This window comes from Streptococcus oralis (assembly GCF_026782345.1).
Lineage (GTDB): Bacteria > Bacillota > Bacilli > Lactobacillales > Streptococcaceae > Streptococcus > Streptococcus oralis_CK.
Genome location: NZ_JAKUWI010000001.1, coordinates 72,193 through 93,238 on the forward strand (window position 1 = coordinate 72,193; position 21,046 = coordinate 93,238).

The window sequence follows — 21,046 nt, forward strand, 5'->3', positions numbered from 1 at the left end:
ATCGTAATATTCTACCTACAGTCTAGCATATTTTTTGAAAAATGGCAAAGGACAAGAAAAAAGAGACCAAATAAAGTACTTGGTCTCTCGTTTGATTAGCTCAATTCAGCAACGATAGCCTTGATTTGTTCTGCTGTGTGAACACCAGCAACTTGTTTCACAACTTGGCCGTCTTTTTTGAAGAGAAGAGTTGGGATAGACATGATTCCAAAGGCACGAGCTGTGTTTGGATTTTCATCAACGTCCATTTTAACGATTTTCAAGACATCTTCTGAAAGTTCTTCAGACAATTTGTCCAAGATTGGACCTTGCATACGACATGGACCACACCAAGTTGCCCAGAAGTCTACCAAGACCAAACCGTCTTTTGTTTCTTGTTCGAATGTTGCATCTGTGATTGCTTTTGCCATTGTATTTCTCCTTTTTTAATTATATTGGCTTAAATCTTGTTTCATGAGATAGAAGAAGACATCTCCATAAGTCCCATGGTAGTCCAAATCATGACCATTATAGGTCAATTTTTGAACGGGGTAATAGTCTGCGACACCGATAAGGCAAGCTTGTTGAGAACGTTCAAAGTCTTGGTAAGACTCGAACGTCATGGTTCTCTCTTGTTTGCTGGTGTCTAGATAGGTAATTTCGATCATATTAAACTCCTTTGTTCGATCTTGACTTTATTGTACTCCTTGAAAAGAGGAATGTCAAGAAAAATGATTGCGCACGCAACTTTTTTAAAAATACTCATTAAGGCAAGAAATCAAGACTGGTTTCTAATCTTTCTTCGACGGCCTTTTGTAGATAAGCCAAGGTTGTTTGTCCCTCGTCAGTCAGACAGATAAAACTGGCCCGTCTATCCTGATCGCAACATCTGCGACTAAGCAAACCGCAGTTTTTCTCTTCTAATCTAGCCACCATTCGAGAAACAGCGCTTGGGCTGAGATGGAGTTTATCTGGTAGGTCAATTTGTCGTAGAGATTTTTCTTGGGCTAGATTCAGATAGTAGAGCAGGTAAAACTCTTTCAAATTCAGCCTTTGTTCACTCTGCTGGGCAATAGTTTCTTCCAACAAGGCTTCCATTTCTTTTTGACGGCGATTGTAGTCAAACCATTTTTCTAAGTAGGTCATTACTTTCTCCTTTCTTTTCAAAGTAAAAATCACAAAATCATTACTGAGTATCTTTATAACACAAGATGATTGCGCATGCAACTATTATACTACTTTTAACTAATCCTTGCAAGAAAGAAGAATTTCAATATTTCCTTGAAATTTTCTGAAAAAAGAGTAAACTGGTATGCAAGAAGTCTATTTCGTGGAGTTTAGGATGAAATTATATGTTCAATTAATGATTCTCTTTGTGATTTCTCTAATCGGTGAGGGAATCTCCAGTTTCTTTCATCTGCCTATCCCAGGCAGTATTATCGGTTTGATTATTCTCTTTCTAGCCTTACAGTTCAAGTGGCTAAGGACCAGACATGTCAACATGGTCGGGAATTTCTTGCTGGCCAATATGACCATTCTCTTTTTGCCGCCAGCAGTGGGAATCATGGAAAAGTTCGATGTGATTGCTCCCTATCTTTTGCCCATTGTCTTGATTGTCTTTTTTGCGGCTGTCATCAACATTATCCTCATCGCCCTAGTGGTTCAGTTTATCAAGAGACGGTTTGAGGGAGATTATGAGAAAGGAGATGCCAAATGAGCGAATTTGTATCCAATCCTCTGTTTGGGATTGCATTATCTATCCTAGCTTATCTAGTGGGAATGCTGGTTTACAGACGTTTTCCCCATCCTTTGACAACACCCTTGCTGTTGTCAGCAATTTTTATTATCATCCTTCTTAAGGCGACGGGTATTTCTTACCAAGATTACTACCAAGGTGGGGTTTATCTGAATAATTTGATTGTCCCATCGACAGTGGCTTTAGGGATTCCTCTTTATAAGAGTTTTCATCTGATGAAGCACCATGCTCGGAGTATTCTCTTTGGTAGTTTGCTAGCAGTAGTTGTCAATACTAGCTTCACTGCCATAGTAGCGAAAATATTTGGTATGGACTTTTTCCTAGCCATTTCTCTCTTTCCCAAGTCAGTGACAACCGCCATGGCAGTGGGAATCACAGAAAAATTGCAAGGTTTGACGACTGTGACCTTGGTCGTCGTAGTGGCCACTGGGATTTTGACCAGTGTGATTGGACCAACCCTTTTGAAGTGGTTGAAGATTGATGATCCAGTAGCTGTAGGCCTTTCCCTTGGAGGAACAGGCCACGCAGTTGGAACGGGAATAGCCTTTCGATACGGTTCTGTAGCAGGAGCCATGGGTGGCTTGGCTATCGGTGTCACCGGTATTCTCTACGTCTTTGTCAGTCCAATAGTAGCCAGTTTGATATTGAGTTAAAAAGCAAGGAATTTAAGTTCCTTGCTTTTTGTATTGTCATGTAGCTTTTATATCATTTAGCCTGTGAATCTATAACTAATAGTTAATAGAATAAGATTTATACTCTAGATTATTACCAAGCTCCACTATCATCTACATAATAGCCATCAGGTGTATAGGTATTACGAAGCATATTACCAGATGATGCGAGATAGTACCACTTACCATTATCTTTGACCCAACCTGTCGCCATAGAACCTGAGTCTTTTAGGTAATACCAAGTTCCACTATCTTTAATCCAACCTGTTGCCATAGAACCTGAGTCTTTTAGGTAATACCAAGTTCCACTATCTTTAATCCAACCTGTTGCCATAGAACCTGAATCATTTAGGTAGTACCAAGAGCCACCATCTTTAATCCAGCCTGTCGCCATAGAACCTGAATCTTTTAGGTAATACCAAGAGCCATTATCATATAGCCAATCAGCTGAAATCATAGCTCCTGATGATTTAAAGGCATACCAGCTACCACCTCGGTATAGCCATGTTTGATTAAACATAACCCCTTCATCATCCATAAAGTACCATGTTCCCTGATTATTGATCCAAGCATCTTTAACTAGTTGACCTTGTTTTTGATAGTACCAATTTTGGTTTGATTGTAGCCAGCTAGCAGTTTCAAAGATTGGAGAAAGTTTTACATATAATCCACTGCTATTATATTGCCGAGCAATTCTTCCTGGTTTAATTAAATTAAGAGTTCCTTCTTCACGCCAAGCAACAACAGATTTTCCTGATATTACGGTTGGAAGCGTTGTAACATAAGACTCATTTACAGAATCCCATGAACTTTCTAAGATTTGGTCACCATCTAAAACAAAGTAGCCACTCTTAGCAGTATCTGAATCAACATCGTCAACTACCTTAGTAGACCAAGTTTTTACTTCAGTACCACTCTTAGCCTCTACTACAATATCCCCACGATATCCATAAGGGATATAAAAGTGTAAAAAACGTCCCTTATCTTCAGTTTTAGATACCGTTCGTTCCTCCGCTAAAAAGCTAGTATTTTGCTTTTCTCCATTTAAACTAACTGTCCATTCGATTTTGCTAGTACTAGGTAAATCTAACACTTTAATATTTACTTCATATCCATTATTAATCTTACTGACTTTCCCATTCTCGTATCGAATGCCGCCTTTAAAAGCCCAGTCTTCTTTAAGTTCAAATGCCTTTCCTGCTTGAGGTAGAGTCAATAAAACGAAACCTGCCAATGACAAACTAAGTAGTGTAATTTTTTTTGATACTTTCATTTTATGAACTCCTTATTTTTTGAATAAAACAAATTGACTGTTGTCTGGATAAACTTCAATATGCTGGTTAGAATTTTGTTTCAAAACTTGTTCACGAGAGTATGTATACAGTTCATTTAACGTGATTCTATGATTATAATTTTGGTCTGCTATTAAAGATACTTGTGAATTCTGTAGAGGATTCCATCCTGAACCTAAAGACCAATATTTAGTCGCTAAACTTAATGATCCACCACTAGAGTATTCTGCACCTCTTGATGAGCATAGTACTAAAAATTTAGAGTCAATCATCTCACCTGATTTTTCGTTACCATTCATATTATAAAATCCTGATACAAACTCGTTCAAATCAAAATATTCTGTAGAGGCTTCTTCATTGGATGCCTCCGTATTATCTTTAGAGATAATTGTTCCAGCATGACAACAATCCAGCATAACAACAAACTTACCTTTGTATTGTTTTAAAATGGACGCCAATTCCCAACCAGAAAATGCTGTTTTATCACTCCCAATATAGATTCTTCCATCTCTTCCTCCATGACAAATAAAGTAAAGATAGTTCACATCACTTTCGGTAGAAGATTCAAATAGTTCTTGCATTTTTGCAATAATCTCAGACTTAGTTCTATCTGGGAAACGAACAACTTCACTGAAATTTTGGTTGCTAAATATCTTTTCCATCGCATTAACATCTGCGATAGGTACTGCTGGAGTAGATGTTTCACCAAGAACTAAAGCCCGACGATTGATATTTCGGCTTTCGCCACTATTAGCAAAGAAATAGGTATCATCTCCGATATTGTGCCAACCCGTCTGCATAGCTCCGCTAGTATCTAAATAATATTGTTCACCTTCGATAGTCTGTAGCCCTGTTTGCATGACACCACTAGTATCTAAATAATACCAACTACCCGAATCCCAACACCATCCAGTTTTCATGGCTCCACTATCATCTAGAAAATACCATTTTCCATATTCTTTAATCCAACCTGTCTTCATCCAACCTTCACTATCAAAATAGTACCAGGTGTCATTTATTTTTTCCCATCCATTTGTAGTATAAGAACCATCATAATGCTCATACCACCAACGGCTATCAGATTTTATCCAACTTCCACTTGACTTACTATAAGTCGTTTGAGTGGAGGATTCTTGAGCAGAAACTGGATTATTGGTTGGCAGGGATGCTCCCAAGCTAAGTAAAGCAACTGCTGATAATGAAATTTTCTTCAAAACTTTCATAATAATATTTTCCTTTTTTTTTATTTTGATATAATCATATCAGAATAAAAAAAGCTCGTTTTATTTATTGCAGAAATGGAAGAGAATTGATATGGAAAATTTTGGAGCCGTTTTAAAAGATATCCGTATTTCAAAAAATTTTCGTCTGAAAGATTTAGCGTGTAATGAAATTAGTGAATCAACAATTTCTCGGTTCGAGAATGGAGTTACGAAGTTATCTATTAATCATTTTTATATTCTGTTAGATCGCCTTGGAACCTCATTTTCAGAATTTGAAGAGTTAGTTCACTGTTATTACTCCCAAAAGGTATGTTTTTGGGGAGAGTTAGAAAATGCTGTAAATTCTTCAGATATATTTTTACTTCAAGAATTAGTCCAGAAAATAGAGTTAAGACAAAAGCAAGAAAAAAGTTTATGCAATTACCATATAAAATTGATTACTGAGCAACAGATCAACCGTCTTGCAAACCTTCCTTATAATTCATCTAAATGCAATGAATTAATAAAATATCTGCTTTCTGTAGATACTTGGATGGAGTATGAACTAAAAATTTTCTATAATTCGGTGTTTTTTATGAATACAAAAACCATTAGCTTACTATATAGAATAGTAATCAAGAAAACACGACACTTTCTAAAAACGGAAACGGGAGCTCGCAGGGTAATTCCTTTATATTTATTTAACTTGGAATTACTGTTAAAAAATAATTTGTTAGATAGCGCTCAATTTTTTATAGATGATTTAGAAAATTTACTTACGAGACAAGGATATTATTTTGAAAAAAATTATTTGCTTTTTTTAAGAGGTGTTTATCATATTAAAACTAATCGAGTAGAGATAGGTAAGAAAGAATGTTCTAAAGCTATGAGAATATTTAAGGAATATAATGATAGTGACACAATAGAGAAATTAAACGAGATATTTAGATCAGATTTTATATTTTAATTGCTAGATGGATTCATTTTTTTAATCTAGTTAAAAAATGAGATAAAGAAAAGGATAGCCTCTCAGTGATGAGATGTTATCCTTTTTTGACGTTTAAACTATTGCAAATTAACCTTGTTTTTCAAGATATAGTAGGTACCGAGATAGTAGATAGCTGATAAAAAGAGATCGCGCAGAATTTCTGTACCAATCATCATGTTAAAGTCATTTTCAATTCGGAAAAAGAGAGAAACATAACCAATGACGATGGCAATGACGATATAGGATAGAATCCCCATAGCTGTTCGATACTCATTAAAGAGTTGTCCGATTGAGATGGAGAGGTAAATGGATAAAATCCATGTAATCGAACTGACAAATAGTGATAGGGCATACAGCCAGCCGTAGCTGAGGTAAGGGGAAATGAAGTTATAGAGGACAGTGAAGTCTTTTTCTATTGGTGTTAAGAAGAAGATAATCAGTACACTCAAGATAAAGACGATATAGCTTAAGATGGACCAGACAAGACCTCCTAAGAGTTTTGCGATGATGATTTGGTGCTCAGAGACAGGTAGGGTCAGGGTCAAATACCCTTGGCGGTCATAAACACTCCCCTTGAATCTTCGGATGATTAAAAAGATTGTTGCAATCCAAAGAGTGACGCTGAGTCCTCCAAAGACTAGTACCAAAAAGAAGATGAAATAAACAGCATTGTTAGAATTGTAACTCTGGCTAAGGCTACCAAGAAAAGCTCCAATCAAAACTGAAATTGCAAGCACAGCTCCGTAGAGCGCTAAATACCATTTATTGACATTCTTAAATTCGTAGCGAACTAAATTCCAAAACATAATAATCTCCTTTGCTTAGGCTTTAAATTCCTGGCGGAAGAGCTGGTCAATTGATTCACCTGACTCGTAACGAATATCATCAACATTTCCTTGGCGAACGACTTTTCCGTCTTTGAGGAAGATAATCTCATCCAAGATTGGCTCAATATCTGAAATCAAGTGGGTTGAAATCAGGACCGTAGAGGTTGGTGAGTAGTTGTTGATGATGGTATTGAGGATATAATCACGAGCAGCTGGATCCACACCTCCGATTGGTTCGTCGAGAACGTAGAGGCGGGCTTCACGGCTCATAACGAGGATTAGTTGGACCTTTTCCTTGTTTCCTTTTGATAATTTCTTTAAGCGACTATTTTCATCAATGCCAAGGTCTGCAAGCAGATGTTGGGCGCGTTCAAGATCGAAATCCTGATAGAAGGTTTTAAAGTAAGTCAGGGCTTCTTTAACCTTCATTTGCTCATTGAGATAGGTCGTATCTGGTAGATAAGAGACGATTGCCTTGGTAGCGGGACTTGGATCCTGTCCGTTAATGAGAACACGTCCTTTGTCTGGCTGAAGAAGACCATTGATCAGTTTGATCAAGGTTGTTTTTCCGGATCCATTTGGTCCAAGGAGCCCGACAATTTTTCCAGCTAAAATCTCTAGTGAGATATTGTCAAGTGCCGCAGTTGCTCCATATGATTTTGATACATTTTCAAGTGCTAGTAGTGTCATAGTCTTAAACTCCTTTGATATAGTCGCTTAATACATTTGGCAGTTCTTCTTTTTTGTAGCCAAATTGAAGCATGCAAGAGACGAAGTGTTGCAGTTGCTCTTCGGAAAGTTGTTTGCGGGACTGAAGGATGAGGTCCAAATCCTCGGTGACAAAACGACCAGTTGTTCGCTTGCTATAAACGAATCCTTCACGTTCAAGGTCAGACAAGGCGCGCTGAATGGTATTGGGATTAACCCCAGCCTCGCTCGCCAGTTCTCTTACGGTAGGGAGCTGTTGGTTGGGTTCCAGTTCATGGGAAACAATCTGTAGTTTGATTTTTTCCATAATCTGTAAATAAATCGGTTTTGTATTATCAAATGACCAGGACATCATAGTCTCCTTTCTTTGCCTTTATTGTTCTAATAAAATAATACAATAAAACAAAAAACTTGTCAAGTAAAAATAAGAATTGTTTTGGGAATTGCTCAAAAAATGGTATAATGAAAAGAAAACGACAAGGAGGGAAATGCATGCGTTGTCCAAAATGTGGGGCTACCAAGTCTAGTGTTGTTGATAGTCGACAAGCCGAAGAAGGAAACACCATCCGTCGAAGACGTGAGTGCGACGAGTGCCAGCATCGTTTTACAACCTATGAACGAGTAGAAGAAAGAACGTTGGTTGTCGTCAAAAAAGACGGTACGCGAGAACAATTTTCGAGAGATAAAATCTTTAATGGGATTATCCGCTCAGCCCAGAAGCGTCCTGTGTCAAGTGATGAAATCAACATGGTGGTCAATCGTATTGAGCAAAAACTCCGTAGTCGTAGTGAGAATGAGATCCAAAGTGAATATATTGGCTCTTTAGTCATGGAGGAATTGGCAGAACTGGATGAGATTACCTATGTTCGTTTTGCCAGTGTTTATCGTAGCTTTAAGGATGTGAGTGAGTTGGAGAGTCTGCTCCAGCAGATCACCCAGTCCTCAAAAAAGAAAAAGGAAAAATAGATGAAGCCAAATGACCGTTTTTCTTTTCTAAAGAATAATCGGGTGTCGCAAGATACCTCTTCTCTGGTGCAGTGCTACCTCCCGATTATCGGTCAGGAGGCACTGAGCCTCTATCTATATACCATTACCTTTTGGGATGGTGGGCAAAAGGAACACCTTTTTGCCAATATTCTTAATCATTTGAATTTCGGGATGAATACGCTCCTCCAGTCTTTTAAAATCTTATCTGCTTTGGATTTGTTGACCCTTTATCAGAAGGGGGAAACTTATGAATTGCAACTTCATTCTCCCCTCTCCAGTCAAGAATTTCTAAGTCATTCTGTCTATAGCAGATTATTAGAGAAAAAGATTGGGGATACAGCTGTTTCTGCTATGAAGCAGGCTCCAAGTGAGGGAGAAGCACTCTCTGTTTCTTTGAGCCAAGTCTTTCCAACCCTGACTGAAGAAGTGACACCAAGTGAGTCTAAAAGCAAGTTAAAAAATGATTTTGACTTGGAACATTTCCAGCGCCTGATGGCTCGAGATGGCTTGCGTTTTGAAGACGAGCAAACGGATGTTTTGGAATTGTTTGCCATCGCAGATGAAAAAAAGTGGACCTGGTTTGAAACCTATCAATTAGCCAAGGCGACAGCGGTGGCTCAGGTTATTTCAGTCAAACGCATGCGTGAAAAGATAGCACAAAAACCAGCATCTTCTGACTTTAGCCCCAAAGAAATGACCATTATCAGGGAAGCCAAAAATAAAACTCCCTTGCATTTTTTAGCGGAAATCAAGCAGACTCGTAAGGGGAATATCACCCAGAGTGAGCGAGAACTCCTTCACCAGATGGCGTCTTTAGGCTTGTTGGATGAAGTCATCAATATCATCTTGCTTCTAACCTTTAACAAGGTTGATTCGGCAAATGTCAATGAGAAATATGCCATGAAGGTCGCCAATGACTATGCTTATCAAAAAATTCGGACAGCAGAAGAAGCTGTGCTTCGGATTCGAGAGCGTCAGCAAAAAGGGCAAGAAGACCAGAAATCGAAAACTAGCTCGACTAAGACAAATGTTCCTAAGTGGAGTAATCCAGAATATAAAAATCAAACCAGCGAGGAGACTCGTCTGGAACTAGAACGTAAAAAACAAGAAATGTTAGCCCGATTAGAAGAAGGAGGAGACTAGATGGAAAGTGTGGGTGACGTTATCAAACGTCAGACAAGTCGTTTTCAGTATCAGGACCTAGTCCAGCAGATCATGAAGGATCCCGATGTAGCGGCTTTTATCCAGAAAGAATCCCTCAGCCAAGAGGAGTTAAATCGCAGCATCTCCAAGTTCAACCAATATATCACAGAACGGGACAAGTTTCTTCGTGGGGATGCGGACTATATAGCGCGTGGCTACAAGCCTATCTTGGTTATGAATCAGGGCTATGCGGATGTGTCTTATGAAGAAACACCAGAACTAATCGTGGCAGAAAAAGAGGCTGCGATTAAGAATCGTCTCAAGTTGATCAATCTACCAGCAAGTCTCAAGAAAGCGAAATTGGCTCAGATTGACCTGGATGATCTAGGGCGCTTGCCGATTTTTGAGAGACTCTATTCCTTTGTTGACCTTTACCCAAGCATTCGAAAAGGCCTCTATCTTTACGGAGATTTTGGTGTTGGTAAGAGTTTCATGATGGCAGCCTTAGCTCACGACCTATCTGAAAAACGTGGGGCATCAACGACTATTCTCCATTATCCAAGTTTTGTTATTGATGTGAAAAATGCCATCGGTGAAGGATCTGTGAAGACCTTGGTGGATGACATCAAGTTAGCAGAGGTCTTAGTATTGGATGATATTGGTGCAGAGCAGTCGACTCCTTGGGTACGTGATGAGATTCTCCAAGTCATTCTTCAGTATCGCATGCAGGAAGATTTGCCGACCTTCTTTACTTCAAACTTTAATTTCCAAGATTTAGAAAAACATTTTGCCAAAGGAAAGAATGGAAATGACGAGACTTGGGAAGCTAGACGGGTCATGGAACGAATCCGTTATTTGGCTGAGGAGACAAGACTAGAAGGAGAAAATCGCCGATGACAGAAACCATTAAACTGATGAAAGCTCATACTTCAGTTCGTCGCTTTAAGGAGCAAGAGATTCCTCAGGCAGACTTGGAAGAGATTTTGACTGCTGGGCAAATGGCGTCATCTTGGAAAAATTTCCAATCCTACTCTGTGATTCTTGTGCGCAGTCAAGAGAAGAAAGATGCTCTTTATGAATTAGTTCCCCAGGAAGCCATTCGCCAGTCAGCTGCCATTTTGCTCTTTGTTGGTGACTTGAACCGAGCGGAAAAGGGAGCAAACCTTCACACGGACAGTTTCCAACCTCAAGGGGTAGAAGGTCTCCTTATCACGTCTGTAGACGCGGCGCTTGCTGGGCAAAATACCTTGCTTGCGGCTGAGAGTCTGGGATATGGTGGTGTTATCATCGGTTTGGTCCGCTACAAGTCAGAAGAAGTGGCAGCGCTTTTTAACCTACCTGACTATACCTACCCTGTTTTTGGGATTGCCCTTGGCGTGCCAAATCAACAACAAGAGGTCAAACCAAGACTGCCTTTGAACCAAGTGGTTTTTGAAGAAGAATACCAAGAACAGCCAGTAGCAGCGATTTTGGACTATGACAAAGTTCAGGCAGACTATGCTGGTGCGCGTGCGACGACCTCTTGGAGTCAGCGTTTGGCAGAGCAGTTTGGTCAAGCCGAACCAAGTTCAACTCGGAAGAATCTAGAACAGAAAAAGTTATTGTAGAAAGTGAGAAAACATGGCCTTACCAACTATTGCCATTGTGGGACGTCCCAATGTTGGAAAATCGACCCTATTTAATCGGATCGCTGGTGAGCGAATTTCAATCGTAGAAGATGTCGAGGGTGTGACACGTGACCGTATCTATGCAACGGGTGAGTGGCTCAATCGTTCCTTTAGTATGATTGATACTGGAGGGATTGACGATGTCGATGCTCCCTTCATGGAGCAAATCAAGCACCAAGCAGAAATCGCTATGGAAGAAGCTGATGTCATCGTCTTTGTGGTGTCTGGGAAAGAAGGAATCACGGATGCAGATGAGTACGTAGCCCGTAAACTCTATAAAACCCATAAACCTGTTATCCTTGCGGTTAACAAGGTTGATAATCCTGAGATGCGAAATGATATCTATGATTTCTATGCTCTGGGCTTGGGTGAACCTCTGCCAATCTCGTCTGTCCACGGTATCGGGACAGGGGATGTGCTCGATGCCATCGTGGAAAATCTACCAAATGAAGTTGAAGAAGAAAATCCAGACGTGATCAAATTCAGCTTGATTGGCCGTCCTAACGTTGGAAAGTCAAGTTTAATCAACGCTATTTTGGGAGAAGACCGTGTGATTGCCAGCCCAGTAGCTGGAACAACGCGTGATGCCATTGATACCCACTTTACAGATACGGATGGACAAGAATTTACCATGATTGATACAGCTGGTATGCGCAAGTCTGGTAAAGTCTACGAAAATACGGAGAAATACTCTGTCATGCGTGCCATGCGTGCTATTGACCGTTCTGACGTAGTCTTGATGGTCCTCAATGCCGAGGAAGGTATTCGTGAGTATGATAAGCGTATCGCTGGTTTTGCCCACGAAGCCGGTAAAGGGATGATTATCGTGGTCAACAAGTGGGATACTCTTGAGAAAGACAACCGCACCATGAAAAAATGGGAAGAAGATATCCGTGAGCAGTTCCAATATCTGCCTTATGCACCGATTGTCTTTGTATCCGCTCTTACCAAGCAACGTCTTCATAAATTGCCTGAGATGATCAAGCAAATTAGCGAGAGTCAAAACACCCGGATTCCATCAGCAGTCTTGAACGATGTGATTATGGATGCCATTGCTATCAATCCAACACCGACAGACAAAGGAAAACGCCTCAAGATTTTCTACGCAACCCAAGTGGCAACCAAGCCACCAACCTTTGTCATCTTTGTCAATGAAGAAGAACTCATGCACTTCTCTTACCTGCGTTTCTTGGAAAATCAAATCCGCAAGGCCTTCGTCTTTGAGGGAACACCGATTCACTTGATCGCGAGAAAACGGAAATAAACCTTGCTTGTTTTTCTACAAAAATAAACTAAAAGAAGACTTCATAGTCTTCTTTTTTCTATACTAAAAGGGGAGAAAAGAACCTATCAAATTGGAGGAGAATCTGTCATCAAATTTCAATCATTTTCCTAGCTTTTGTAATCTATTTGTAATGAAAATGCACTTTCTTTGTAAAAATCAAAATGCTATAATTCCTTAAATCAATTTTCCTTTATCAGGGAGGTTATTATGAAAAGAAGCAGATTATTTAAACATAGTTTGTTGGTTCGCTTGCTTGGGTTGCTGATGGCCTTTCTCTTCTTGTCAGCATTCACAGCACCTGAAAAACCTGAGTACGGGATCTATGACCCGGATCACTATCTAACGGATGAGACTATAAGTCAGATTCGGGAATTGAATAATGCAAATAGTAAAAAATCAGAAAAATTCCAGATGGGTGTTTACGTTGTGAAAAGCCTAGATGGAGAAACAATCGAGACTGTAGCCAATGAAACAGCTAGGGCTTGGAAGATTGGCTACTCGGGAGATAATCACGGTGTCTTGATTGTGGTAGCGGTCCAAGATAGAAAATCACGGATTGAAACCAGTAATAATGTGGCCAGTAAGATCACTGACTATCAGACTCACAGGTTCTTGACAACAGCACGACCTTACTTTCAAAAGGGAGACTACAGCAATGGAGTTCTTTCTATAGCAAACAATCTCAACTACATGTTTTATAGTGGATCGAGTACGACTTCTTCAAGTTCTAGAAGTAGTTACGACTATGCTACTAATTCTAGTCGTCTAAGAGAAATTGAAAAGTATACAGCTGAGAGTCGATCTTCAAAACGGAACCGAAAAAGCAGTTCGAGCGACGGAGTTATCGGATTTGGAGTTCTCATTTACTTCATCGTGATGATTATCGGATTTCTATTTGGTGGTCGTGGTGGCGGTTCACGTGGAGATGATTCTGGCAGTGGCTGGTGGGGCGGTGACTCATCAGATTCAGGATCCTCTTGGTCTGACTCAGGCTCCGACTCATCTGGTGGCTGGGACGGCGGTGGCTTTGATGGCGGTGGTTCGTCTGATGACTGGTGAGTGATCATATATTGCTCAAACCAATTTCTCCATGCAGTAAGGTGACTCCTTTGCAACAGTTCACTCCTTAATTAAAAATAAAAATAAAGTTTGGGAAATTGATTTATAATCTGAGTATTTTCTCAGAAAAGTTGATAAAAGAAAGTGTTAAGGTTTTGATATGAAACAAAATAAAGTAATTCTCTCAATAGTAGCGATCTTCTTTGGACTACTAGTTCTGGGAAGTTGTTCCGCAGTGACGACCTATAATGGTCTGGTTGGTGAACAGACTAAGGTGGAGCAGGCTCAGGCCGATGTCTCGACAGCCCTCCAACGTCGTTCGGACTTGATTGGTAACTTGGTGGAGTCCGTTAAAGGACAAATGAATCATGAAACCGAAGTCTTTACCAAGATTGCGGATGCTAGAGCTAAAATCGGTAGTAGCTCAGTGACATCGGAAGAAAACCAAAAGGCTCAGGGAGAATTGAGCTCTGCTCTTTCCCGCTTGATTTCCTTGACGGAGAATTATCCAGAACTCAAGAGCAATCAAAATGTTGAGCAACTAATGGTCGAACTTTCAGGCAGTGAAAATCGAATCTTTGTAGCACGCAAGGATTATAATAAAGTCGCAGCCGAGTACAATCAAAAGTTGAGAAGTTTTCCAACCGTGCTTTTTGCAAATATGATGAACTTTAAAGAAGCTGAAACCTTTAAAGAAACAGAAGAAGCCAAGACAGTTCCTAAGGTCGATTTTGGAACATCTTCATCCAGTCAATAAAGTGAATCAGCCTATGAACAAAGGAATTTCTCTAGTATGACTAGTGATTTTAAACCCGAACCTGGAAAGCTTTTTCCAGGTTTTTTTGGTATAATAAAAGGGAAGAGACAGTGACTCAAATGGAGATTTGCTATGGAGAAAACAAAAGCCTTTCTTGAAGCGCACTACAAGAGATATATTCTTACGATTTGCCTTCTCTGGTTCCTCATGTTTTTCCTTCCTTGGGATTGGCAAATAGGAGGAGTTTCAGTATATTATTTTGTTATGAAAAAACTCTTTGTGGTTTTTGGCGTTTTATCTATCCTATACTCGGTGCTGATTAAAAAAATCAGTCTTCTCATCTTTGGAATTATCTTTTGCTTGGCCTTCTGGATCAATCTCTTTTGGTATTTTGGGATATTGCCTATATTCTTGGGAAATTAAACATTAAAAAATGAAGGACTAGACTAGCTTCTAGTCCTTTTTTCCCCTTGTAAAACAAGGATTCTTTCTTGAAAAATAATGGTAAATATGCTAAAATTAAAAGAACATTCTAAAATATTCAGAATCTAAAGTAAGGAAAATCATGGCTAATATTTTAAAAACAATTATCGAAAATGATAAAGGAGAACTTCGTCGTCTAGAAAAGATGGCTGATAAGGTTCTTAACTATGAGAGCCAAATGGCCGCAATGTCGGACGAAGAACTAAAAGCAAAAACTGACGAATTTAAAGAACGCTACAATAAGGGGGAATCACTTGATTCGCTGTTATATGAGGCTTTTGCGGTAGTCCGTGAAGCTGCAAAACGTGTCCTTGGACTTTTCCCTTATAAAGTTCAGGTCATGGGTGGGATTGTTCTTCACCATGGTGACGTTCCAGAGATGCGTACTGGTGAAGGGAAAACCTTGACGGCGACCATGCCAGTGTACCTCAATGCCCTTGCAGGTAAAGGGGTTCACGTAGTTACTGTCAACGAATACCTGACAGAACGTGACGCGACTGAGATGGGTGAATTGTACTCATGGCTTGGTCTGTCAGTAGGGATCAACTTGGCAGCCAAATCTCCAATGGAGAAAAAAGAAGCGTACCTCTGTGATATTACCTATTCAACCAACTCAGAGATTGGTTTTGACTACCTTCGTGACAATATGGTCGTTCGTGCAGAAAACATGGTACAGCGTCCGCTTAACTATGCCTTGGTCGATGAGGTTGACTCAATCTTGATCGACGAAGCCCGTACTCCTTTGATCGTTTCAGGTGCCAATGCAGTTGAGACTAGCCAACTCTACCACATGGCGGATCACTTTGTGAAGTCTTTGGACAAGGATGACTATATTATTGACATTCAGTCTAAGACGATTGGTTTGTCTGATTCTGGGATTGACAAGGCTGAGAGCTATTTCAAACTGGAGAATCTCTATGATGTCGAAAATGTGGCTCTTACCCACTTTATCGACAATGCCCTCCGTGCCAACTATATCATGATTCTCGATATCGATTATGTGGTTAGTGAAGAGCAAGAAATCTTAATCGTCGACCAATTTACAGGTCGTACCATGGAAGGTCGTCGTTACTCTGACGGCTTGCATCAAGCAATTGAAGCAAAAGAAGGTGTGCCAATCCAAGATGAGACCAAGACTTCAGCTTCTATCACCTACCAAAACCTCTTCCGTATGTATAAGAAATTGGCAGGTATGACGGGTACTGGTAAAACAGAAGAAGAAGAATTCCGAGAAATCTACAATATTCGTGTTATCCCAATCCCAACCAACCGTCCAATCCAACGTATCGACCACTCAGACCTTCTCTATGCCAGTCTTGATGCGAAGTTTAAGGCTGTAGTTGAAGATGTAAAAGCTCGTCACCAAAAAGGTCAGCCGGTCTTGGTAGGTACAGTTGCAGTTGAAACGAGTGACTTTCTTTCTAAAAAACTGGTAGAGGCAGGTGTTCCTCACGAAGTCTTGAATGCGAAGAACCACTATAGAGAAGCGCAAATCATCATGAACGCTGGTCAGCGTGGTGCAGTTACTATCGCAACCAACATGGCCGGCCGTGGTACCGACATCAAGCTTGGTGAAGGGGTTCGTGAACTTGGTGGACTTTGTGTCATTGGTACAGAACGCCATGAAAGTCGCCGTATTGATAATCAGCTTCGTGGACGTTCAGGGCGTCAAGGAGACCCAGGTGAGTCACAATTCTACTTGTCTCTTGAAGATGATTTGATGAAACGTTTTGGTTCAGAACGTTTGAAAGGTGTCTTTGAACGTCTTAACATGTCTGATGAAGCCATCGAATCTCGCATGTTAACGCGTCAAGTTGAAGCAGCTCAAAAACGTGTCGAAGGGAACAACTACGATACTCGTAAACAAGTCCTCCAATACGATGACGTTATGCGTGAACAACGTGAAATCATCTATGCACAACGTTATGATGTCATTACTGCAGATCGTGACTTGGCACCTGAAATCCATGCTATGATTCGTCGTACCATTGGCCGAATCGTAGATGCACATGCTCGTTCGAAAGAAGATGAAAAACTGGAAGCAATCCTGAACTTTGCTAAGTATAACTTGCTTCCAGAAGATTCAATCAGCCGTTCAGACCTTGCAGGTTTGTCAGACCAAGCTATCAAAGATGAGCTTTTCCAACGTGCCTTGAAAGTTTATGATAGCCAAGTTGCCAAACTTCGTGATGAAGAAGCAGTGAAAGAGTTCCAGAAGGTCTTGATCCTACGTGTTGTAGACAACAAGTGGACAGACCATATCGATGCTCTTGATCAGTTGCGAAATGCTGTTGGTCTTCGTGGATATGCCCAAAACAACCCTGTTGTAGAATATCAAGCAGAAGGTTTCCGCATGTTTAATGACATGATTGGATCAATTGAATTCGATGTAACTCGCTTGATGATGAAAGCACAAATCCACGAACAGGAACGTCCTCAAACTGAACACAATATCAGTACAACTGCGACTCGTAATATCGCAGCGCAGCAGACTCAGCTTCCAAAAGATGTGGACTTGAGCCAAGTCGGACGAAATGATCAATGCCCATGTGGATCTGGTAAGAAATTCAAGAACTGTCATGGTAAGAGACAATAATACGAGATAAGATACAGGCGGATACCTGGTAAAAGTCATTTTTTGCTTGGTGTCCGTTTGCTTTATAAGGAGATGAATCATGGTATTTACAGCTAAAAGTCCTAAAATTAACATTGAAGAAGTTCGCGCCTTGTCTAAATTAGAGGGAGCGGCTCTTGCGAGAAAAAATCAACGTGATCAGGAATTGGAAGCCATCATCCGTGGGGAAGACCAGCGTATTCTCTTGGTGATTGGACCATGTTCATCTGATAATGAAGAGGCGGTTCTCGAGTATGCCAAGCGTCTATCTGCTTTGCAAGAAGAGGTCAAAGACCGCATTTTTATGGTCATGCGAGTCTATACGGCTAAACCTCGTACCAATGGAGATGGCTATAAGGGCTTGATTCATCAACCAAATGCTAAAGAAGCACCTAGCTTGATCAATGGAATCAAGGCTGTTCGTCATTTACATTACCGCGTTATTTCTGAGACTGGCATGACAACAGCGGATGAGATGCTTTATCCTGAAAATCTTCCGCTGGTGGATGATTTGATTTCTTATATGGCTGTTGGAGCTCGTTCTGTAGAGGATCAACAGCACCGTTTTGTAGCGAGCGGAGCAGATTTTTCAACAGGATTTAAAAATCCAACATCTGGAAATCTCAATGTTATGTTTAACGGGATTTACGCAGCGCAAAATAAGCAGAGTTTCCTCTTCCTTGGTAAAGAGGTGGAAACGACTGGGAATCCATTGTCCCATGCCATTCTTCGTGGTGCCTTGAATGAATATGGCAAGAATATTCCCAACTACTACTATGACAATTTGATAGATACCATTGCCCAGTATGAAAAGATGGGCTTGGAAAATCCCTTTATCATCATCGATACCAATCATGACAATTCAGGCAAGCAGTACATGGAGCAAATCCGTATCGTTCGTCAGACCTTGATTAACCGTGACTGGAATGAGAAAATCAAGAAATATGTTCGTGGTTTTATGATTGAGTCCTATCTAGAAGATGGACGTCAAAATGAGCCAGAAGTTTTTGGTAAGTCCATTACAGATCCGTGTCTCGGATGGGACAACACAGAAGCACTTGTTCGAGAAATTTACCAAACGCTAGGAGAGTAAGATGGCATTTATCGAAAAAGGTCAAGAAATTGATATTGAAGCAATCAAGGCTGCGACCCAGCTGTCACCTGAAGCCTTGCGAAAAAAAGAAGCCCGTGATAGAGAGTTGGCAGCCATCATCTCTGGTGAGGACGACCGAATCTTTTTGGTGATGGGACCTTGCTCTTCTGACAATGAAGAAGCAGTGCTCGAATATGCTCATCGCTTAGCAGACTTGCAGAAAAAAGTTGCGGATAAAATCTTTATCGTGATGCGTGTCTATACGGCTAAACCTCGTACTAATGGAGATGGCTATAAGGGCATGATTCATCAACCAAATACCAGCGAAGCGCCTAGTCTCATCAATGGTTTGCAGGCTGTTCGTCAGCTCCACTACCGTGTGATTACCGAAACTGGCTTGACAACAGCTGATGAGATGCTCTATCCGTCAAACCTCGTTTTGGTTGATGACCTGGTCAGCTACCATGCTGTAGGGGCTCGTTCGGTGGAAGACCAGGAACACCGCTTTGTAGCCTCTGGGATTGATGCTCCGGTTGGGATGAAAAATCCGACATCTGGGAACCTTGGGGTCATGTTTAATGCTATCTATGCAGCTCAAAACAAGCAAACCTTCCTTTACCACGGTCAAGAAGTGGAAACTTCAGGAAATCCCTTGGCCCACGTTATCCTTCGTGGCGCCATGAACGAATATGGTAAAAATGAACCCAACTTCTACTATGAAACCCTCTTAAATGCCATCAATCGCTATGAGACTATGGGGCTTGAAAATCCCTTCATTATCATCGATACCAATCATGATAATTCAGGCAAGCAGTATATGGAACAAATTCGCATTGTTCGTCAAGCCTTGCTGAATCGTGACTGGAATGAAAAGATTAAAAAGACGGTTCGAGGCTTTATGATCGAATCTTACCTAGCTGATGGTCGCCAAAATCAACCAGAGGTCTTCGGTTGCTCTATAACTGACCCTTGTCTAGGTTGGGAAAATACAGTAGCCTTGGTAGAAGAAATTTATACTACCTTAACAAAATAAGTGAAAAGGATGGAGTTGGGGGAATCTCAGCTCCTTTTGTGAGTATGATAGTTGGACACGGAATTGACATCGAAGAATTGGCTTCGATAGAAAATGCAGTTACACGACGTGAGGGCTTTGCCAAGCGCGTGCTGACTGCTAAAGAAATGGAGCGCTTTACCAGTCTCAAAGGGCGCAGACAAATCGAATACTTGGCTGGTCGCTGGTCGGCTAAGGAGGCCTTTTCCAAGGCTATGGGAACTGGTATTGGAAAACTGACCTTTCAGGATTTGGAAGTTTTGAACAATGAACGAGGGGCTCCTTATTTTAGTCAGTCGCCATTTTCAGGAAAGATTTGGCTGTCGATCAGCCATACAGATCAGTTTGTGACAGCCAGTGTCATTTTGGAGGAAAATCATGAAAGCTAGTCCACATAGACCAACCAAGGCTCTGATATATCTGGGAGCCATTCGACAAAATATACAACAAATGGGAAGTCATATCCCTAATGGTACGCTCAAATTTGCAGTAGTCAAGGCTAATGCTTATGGACATGGGGCGGTAGCTGTTGCAACGGAGATCCAGGATGTTGTTGATGGATTTTGCGTTTCCAATATCGATGAAGCTATCGAGTTGCGTCAAGCAGGTATAAACAAGAAAATCCTCATTTTAGGAGTTTCTGAAATAGAAGCTGTTGCTCTAGCTAAAGAATACGACATCACCTTGACAGTGGCAGGATTGGAGTGGATTCAAGCGCTGTTAGACAAGAAAGCAGATTTAACTGACTTGACTGTCCATCTCAAGATTGATTCAGGAATGGGACGAATTGGTTTTAGAGAGGCCAGTGAAGCTGATCTGGCTCAAGACTTGCTCAAGCAACATGGTGCTCGCGTTGAAGGAATTTTTACCCACTTTGCGACTGCAGATGAGGAATCAGATACCTACTTTAATCAGCAGTTAGAATGCTTTAAAGCTATTTTGGCAAGTATGAAGGAAGTTCCAGAGCTGGTTCATGCCAGCAACTCAGCAACGACCCTCTGGCATGCAGAGACTATTTTCAATGCAGTTCGTATGGGAGATTCCATGTATGGTCTCAATCCAAGTGGAGAGGTTCTGAACTTGCCTTATGACTTGACTCCAGCCTTGACCTTGGAGTCTGCTCTGGTTCATGTCAAGACAGTTCCAGCTGGAGCTTGCATGGGCTATGGAGCCACCTATCAGGCGGATAGCGAGCAAGTCATCGCGACCGTGCCAATCGGCTATGCGGATGGTTGGACACGAGATATGCAAAATTTCACTGTCTTGGTAGATGGACAAGCTTGCCCAATTGTCGGACGAGTATCTATGGACCAAATCACCATTCGTCTGCCTAAGATTTATCCGCTCGGAACAAAAGTAACCCTGATCGGTAGCAATGGTGACCAGGAAATCACAGCAACTCAGGTAGCGACCTACCGTGGAACCATTAACTATGAGGTGGTTTGTCTCCTCAGTGACCGCATTCCTAGAGAATATTATTAAAA

At 40.9% G+C, this 21,046-nt stretch carries 24 protein-coding genes; 16 read left to right on the forward strand and 8 right to left on the reverse strand.

Annotation, left to right across the window (positions count from 1 at the left end; translation table 11 throughout):
- Positions 1–95: 95 nt before the first annotated feature.
- The 3 genes from trxA to MK405_RS00440 all read right to left on the reverse strand — a co-directional run bounded on the left by trxA (position 96) and on the right by MK405_RS00440 (position 1,125).
- On the reverse strand, positions 96–410 hold the full coding sequence (trxA, locus tag MK405_RS00430) for a thioredoxin (protein WP_001029581.1): 315 nt from the start codon (positions 408–410) through the stop codon (positions 96–98).
- Between the two features lie 15 nt (positions 411–425).
- Positions 426–647: a DUF4649 family protein gene (locus MK405_RS00435; protein WP_000570267.1), complete on the reverse strand. Its 222-nt coding sequence runs from the start codon at positions 645–647 to the stop codon at positions 426–428.
- Between the two features lie 97 nt (positions 648–744).
- Positions 745–1,125, reverse strand: coding sequence for a MarR family winged helix-turn-helix transcriptional regulator (locus tag MK405_RS00440; protein ID WP_000221644.1), 381 nt, complete (start codon positions 1,123–1,125; stop codon positions 745–747).
- Positions 1,126–1,321: 196 nt separating this feature from the next.
- On the opposite strand from MK405_RS00440, the gene MK405_RS00445 reads away from it, so the two are divergent.
- On the forward strand, positions 1,322–1,696 hold the full coding sequence (locus tag MK405_RS00445) for a CidA/LrgA family protein (RefSeq protein ID WP_000781325.1): 375 nt from the start codon (positions 1,322–1,324) through the stop codon (positions 1,694–1,696).
- On the forward strand, positions 1,693–2,388 hold the full coding sequence (locus MK405_RS00450; protein ID WP_268704004.1) for an LrgB family protein: 696 nt from the start codon (positions 1,693–1,695) through the stop codon (positions 2,386–2,388). Before MK405_RS00445 ends, MK405_RS00450 begins: the two co-directional genes overlap by 4 nt.
- Before the next feature lie 112 nt (positions 2,389–2,500).
- Here the strand turns inward: MK405_RS00450 and MK405_RS00455 are convergent, their stop codons facing one another.
- Together MK405_RS00455 and MK405_RS00460 are read right to left on the reverse strand one after the other, a co-directional pair.
- A complete protein-coding gene (locus MK405_RS00455; RefSeq protein ID WP_084920179.1) occupies positions 2,501–3,679 on the reverse strand; it encodes an N-acetylmuramoyl-L-alanine amidase family protein in 1,179 nt (392 codons plus the stop codon).
- A gap of 12 nt (positions 3,680–3,691) precedes the next feature.
- Positions 3,692–4,912 carry a caspase family protein gene (locus MK405_RS00460; RefSeq protein ID WP_326845813.1) on the reverse strand — a complete coding sequence of 407 codons (1,221 nt, stop codon included), beginning with the start codon at positions 4,910–4,912 and terminating at the stop codon, positions 3,692–3,694.
- A 100-nt stretch (positions 4,913–5,012) separates the two neighbouring features.
- Between MK405_RS00460 and MK405_RS00465 the strand changes: the two genes are divergently transcribed.
- A complete protein-coding gene (locus MK405_RS00465) occupies positions 5,013–5,867 on the forward strand; it encodes a helix-turn-helix domain-containing protein (RefSeq protein WP_000427008.1) in 855 nt (284 codons plus the stop codon).
- Positions 5,868–5,965: 98 nt separating this feature from the next.
- Here the strand turns inward: MK405_RS00465 and MK405_RS00470 are convergent, their stop codons facing one another.
- Genes MK405_RS00470 through MK405_RS00480 form a run of 3 tightly spaced genes read right to left on the reverse strand, consistent with a single transcriptional unit; the run spans position 5,966 to position 7,775 of the window.
- Complete coding sequence (locus tag MK405_RS00470) at positions 5,966–6,694, reverse strand: hypothetical protein (RefSeq protein ID WP_268704006.1); 729 nt, start codon at positions 6,692–6,694, stop codon at positions 5,966–5,968.
- A 15-nt stretch (positions 6,695–6,709) separates the two neighbouring features.
- Positions 6,710–7,405, reverse strand: a complete 696-nt coding sequence (locus MK405_RS00475; RefSeq protein ID WP_084948986.1) for an ABC transporter ATP-binding protein — start codon at positions 7,403–7,405, stop codon at positions 6,710–6,712.
- 4 nt (positions 7,406–7,409) lie between these two features.
- On the reverse strand, positions 7,410–7,775 hold the full coding sequence (locus MK405_RS00480) for a GntR family transcriptional regulator (protein WP_084948985.1): 366 nt from the start codon (positions 7,773–7,775) through the stop codon (positions 7,410–7,412).
- Between the two features lie 140 nt (positions 7,776–7,915).
- On the opposite strand from MK405_RS00480, the gene nrdR reads away from it, so the two are divergent.
- From nrdR to alr, 13 genes are all read left to right on the forward strand, one after another.
- The gene (gene nrdR, locus MK405_RS00485) at positions 7,916–8,389 is read left to right on the forward strand and encodes a transcriptional regulator NrdR (RefSeq protein WP_001203678.1); all 474 of its coding nucleotides are present in this window, start codon (positions 7,916–7,918) and stop codon (positions 8,387–8,389) included.
- Entirely contained in the window at positions 8,390–9,553 is a 1,164-nt protein-coding gene (locus MK405_RS00490; protein WP_084948983.1) for a DnaD domain protein, read from the forward strand. It abuts the gene before it with no gap.
- The gene (gene dnaI / locus MK405_RS00495; RefSeq protein WP_268704007.1) at positions 9,554–10,450 is read left to right on the forward strand and encodes a primosomal protein DnaI; all 897 of its coding nucleotides are present in this window, start codon (positions 9,554–9,556) and stop codon (positions 10,448–10,450) included.
- Entirely contained in the window at positions 10,447–11,160 is a 714-nt protein-coding gene (locus MK405_RS00500) for an NADPH-dependent oxidoreductase (protein ID WP_268704008.1), read from the forward strand. The genes dnaI and MK405_RS00500 overlap by 4 nt, the downstream gene beginning before the upstream one ends.
- Before the next feature lie 13 nt (positions 11,161–11,173).
- Positions 11,174–12,484, forward strand: a complete 1,311-nt coding sequence (gene der / locus MK405_RS00505) for a ribosome biogenesis GTPase Der (RefSeq protein WP_268704009.1) — start codon at positions 11,174–11,176, stop codon at positions 12,482–12,484.
- 228 nt (positions 12,485–12,712) lie between these two features.
- Positions 12,713–13,564, forward strand: a complete 852-nt coding sequence (locus tag MK405_RS00510) for a TPM domain-containing protein (protein WP_268704010.1) — start codon at positions 12,713–12,715, stop codon at positions 13,562–13,564.
- Between the two features lie 160 nt (positions 13,565–13,724).
- Complete coding sequence (locus MK405_RS00515) at positions 13,725–14,321, forward strand: LemA family protein (RefSeq protein ID WP_000812473.1); 597 nt, start codon at positions 13,725–13,727, stop codon at positions 14,319–14,321.
- A gap of 132 nt (positions 14,322–14,453) precedes the next feature.
- Positions 14,454–14,744 (forward strand): hypothetical protein, encoded by a 291-nt coding sequence (locus tag MK405_RS00520; protein ID WP_000415957.1) that lies wholly within the window; start codon positions 14,454–14,456, stop codon positions 14,742–14,744.
- Positions 14,745–14,886: 142 nt separating this feature from the next.
- On the forward strand, positions 14,887–17,400 hold the full coding sequence (secA, locus tag MK405_RS00525) for a preprotein translocase subunit SecA (protein WP_084868021.1): 2,514 nt from the start codon (positions 14,887–14,889) through the stop codon (positions 17,398–17,400).
- A 79-nt stretch (positions 17,401–17,479) separates the two neighbouring features.
- Positions 17,480–18,511 (forward strand): 3-deoxy-7-phosphoheptulonate synthase, encoded by a 1,032-nt coding sequence (locus MK405_RS00530; RefSeq protein WP_061598126.1) that lies wholly within the window; start codon positions 17,480–17,482, stop codon positions 18,509–18,511.
- Position 18,512: 1 nt separating this feature from the next.
- Complete coding sequence (locus tag MK405_RS00535) at positions 18,513–19,544, forward strand: 3-deoxy-7-phosphoheptulonate synthase (protein WP_268704011.1); 1,032 nt, start codon at positions 18,513–18,515, stop codon at positions 19,542–19,544.
- A gap of 44 nt (positions 19,545–19,588) precedes the next feature.
- Positions 19,589–19,951, forward strand: a complete 363-nt coding sequence (acpS, locus tag MK405_RS00540) for a holo-ACP synthase (protein ID WP_084853461.1) — start codon at positions 19,589–19,591, stop codon at positions 19,949–19,951.
- Positions 19,941–21,044: an alanine racemase gene (gene alr, locus MK405_RS00545; RefSeq protein WP_247925267.1), complete on the forward strand. Its 1,104-nt coding sequence runs from the start codon at positions 19,941–19,943 to the stop codon at positions 21,042–21,044. Before acpS ends, alr begins: the two co-directional genes overlap by 11 nt.
- Positions 21,045–21,046 lie beyond the last annotated feature (2 nt).

What these genes read in the sequence shown, in the direction of transcription:
- trxA (WP_001029581.1), bottom strand. Translation starts at nt 410, where the DNA reads ATGGCAAAAGCAATCACAGATGCAACATTCGAACAAGAAACAAAAGAC.
- MK405_RS00435 (WP_000570267.1), bottom strand. Translation starts at nt 647, where the DNA reads ATGATCGAAATTACCTATCTAGACACCAGCAAACAAGAGAGAACCATG.
- MK405_RS00440 (WP_000221644.1), bottom strand. Translation starts at nt 1,125, where the DNA reads ATGACCTACTTAGAAAAATGGTTTGACTACAATCGCCGTCAAAAAGAA.
- MK405_RS00445 (WP_000781325.1), top strand. Translation starts at nt 1,322, where the DNA reads ATGAAATTATATGTTCAATTAATGATTCTCTTTGTGATTTCTCTAATC.
- MK405_RS00450 (WP_268704004.1), top strand. Translation starts at nt 1,693, where the DNA reads ATGAGCGAATTTGTATCCAATCCTCTGTTTGGGATTGCATTATCTATC.
- MK405_RS00455 (WP_084920179.1), bottom strand. Translation starts at nt 3,679, where the DNA reads ATGAAAGTATCAAAAAAAATTACACTACTTAGTTTGTCATTGGCAGGT.
- MK405_RS00465 (WP_000427008.1), top strand. Translation starts at nt 5,013, where the DNA reads ATGGAAAATTTTGGAGCCGTTTTAAAAGATATCCGTATTTCAAAAAAT.
- MK405_RS00470 (WP_268704006.1), bottom strand. Translation starts at nt 6,694, where the DNA reads ATGTTTTGGAATTTAGTTCGCTACGAATTTAAGAATGTCAATAAATGG.
- MK405_RS00475 (WP_084948986.1), bottom strand. Translation starts at nt 7,405, where the DNA reads ATGACACTACTAGCACTTGAAAATGTATCAAAATCATATGGAGCAACT.
- MK405_RS00480 (WP_084948985.1), bottom strand. Translation starts at nt 7,775, where the DNA reads ATGTCCTGGTCATTTGATAATACAAAACCGATTTATTTACAGATTATG.
- nrdR (WP_001203678.1), top strand. Translation starts at nt 7,916, where the DNA reads ATGCGTTGTCCAAAATGTGGGGCTACCAAGTCTAGTGTTGTTGATAGT.
- MK405_RS00490 (WP_084948983.1), top strand. Translation starts at nt 8,390, where the DNA reads ATGAAGCCAAATGACCGTTTTTCTTTTCTAAAGAATAATCGGGTGTCG.
- dnaI (WP_268704007.1), top strand. Translation starts at nt 9,554, where the DNA reads ATGGAAAGTGTGGGTGACGTTATCAAACGTCAGACAAGTCGTTTTCAG.
- MK405_RS00500 (WP_268704008.1), top strand. Translation starts at nt 10,447, where the DNA reads ATGACAGAAACCATTAAACTGATGAAAGCTCATACTTCAGTTCGTCGC.
- der (WP_268704009.1), top strand. Translation starts at nt 11,174, where the DNA reads ATGGCCTTACCAACTATTGCCATTGTGGGACGTCCCAATGTTGGAAAA.
- MK405_RS00510 (WP_268704010.1), top strand. Translation starts at nt 12,713, where the DNA reads ATGAAAAGAAGCAGATTATTTAAACATAGTTTGTTGGTTCGCTTGCTT.
- MK405_RS00515 (WP_000812473.1), top strand. Translation starts at nt 13,725, where the DNA reads ATGAAACAAAATAAAGTAATTCTCTCAATAGTAGCGATCTTCTTTGGA.
- MK405_RS00520 (WP_000415957.1), top strand. Translation starts at nt 14,454, where the DNA reads ATGGAGAAAACAAAAGCCTTTCTTGAAGCGCACTACAAGAGATATATT.
- secA (WP_084868021.1), top strand. Translation starts at nt 14,887, where the DNA reads ATGGCTAATATTTTAAAAACAATTATCGAAAATGATAAAGGAGAACTT.
- MK405_RS00530 (WP_061598126.1), top strand. Translation starts at nt 17,480, where the DNA reads ATGGTATTTACAGCTAAAAGTCCTAAAATTAACATTGAAGAAGTTCGC.
- MK405_RS00535 (WP_268704011.1), top strand. Translation starts at nt 18,513, where the DNA reads ATGGCATTTATCGAAAAAGGTCAAGAAATTGATATTGAAGCAATCAAG.
- acpS (WP_084853461.1), top strand. Translation starts at nt 19,589, where the DNA reads ATGATAGTTGGACACGGAATTGACATCGAAGAATTGGCTTCGATAGAA.
- alr (WP_247925267.1), top strand. Translation starts at nt 19,941, where the DNA reads ATGAAAGCTAGTCCACATAGACCAACCAAGGCTCTGATATATCTGGGA.